Origin of the sequence: Roseobacter weihaiensis (assembly GCF_020622345.1) — a bacterium.
Lineage (GTDB): Bacteria > Pseudomonadota > Alphaproteobacteria > Rhodobacterales > Rhodobacteraceae > Roseobacter > Roseobacter weihaiensis.
Map to the genome: position 1 here is coordinate 1 of NZ_JACNMO010000087.1, position 708 is coordinate 708.

A 708-nucleotide genomic window follows, 5' to 3' on the forward strand; every position below is an offset into this window, starting at 1 on the left:
ACCGAGCTAAGGTGTTTATGCAACTGGAGCATTTACATGACGAGAAGCATGTTCCGCAGTGAGTTCAAGCAGGAAGCGGTGGAATTGGTGACGAAGCGTGGTGTCAGTGCGGCACAAGCTTCGAGGGATCTTGGAATACATGCCACCGTGCTTCGGCGGTGGGTGCGTGCTGCCGAGGCTGATGGCCCCGCAGCTTTCCCTGGAAATGGCAAGCTAACACCAGAGCAGGAAGGAAGAGCTCAGGTCTCTTCGACGTGAGGTGTCCAAGCTTAAGGCGGAGCGTGACATGTTAAAAAAAGGGTGAGACCATTTTCCGCCATGGGTCCGAAGCGTTGCCGGTGAGGCGCGCTTGGTTCAAGCCCACCGGCGACGGTCGCACGCCTGCTGCGCCAAGGACCAGCTGTGATGTTTGGGTTTGTGCATGGCCTGGCAGGCGATTTGCATGGCAAATCTGCCGAGATGGGCGAAGCACCGAGGGGTCTGGCCGGTCAGTTGGATGTGTGATGCGCTCGGTGTGTCACGAAGTGGCTTCCATGCCTGGCTGACACGACCGCGCAGCGACCGGTCGATCCGCGACGAAGAGTTATCTGCGGCGATCCGGGCAAGCTTTCTACGCTCGGATCGAACCTATGGGGCGCGGCGGGTTTGGCACGATCTTCTCGAAGAAGGTTATTCCTGTGGTCTGCATTGCGTTGAGCAATTGATGCG

Annotated in this window: 1 pseudogene; it reads left to right on the forward strand. The window is 58.2% G+C overall.

Going from position 1 to position 708, the window contains the following annotated elements:
- Positions 1 to 36 precede the first annotated feature (36 nt).
- Positions 37 to 708: pseudogene (locus H7847_RS26630) on the forward strand (transposase); the annotation flags it as partial.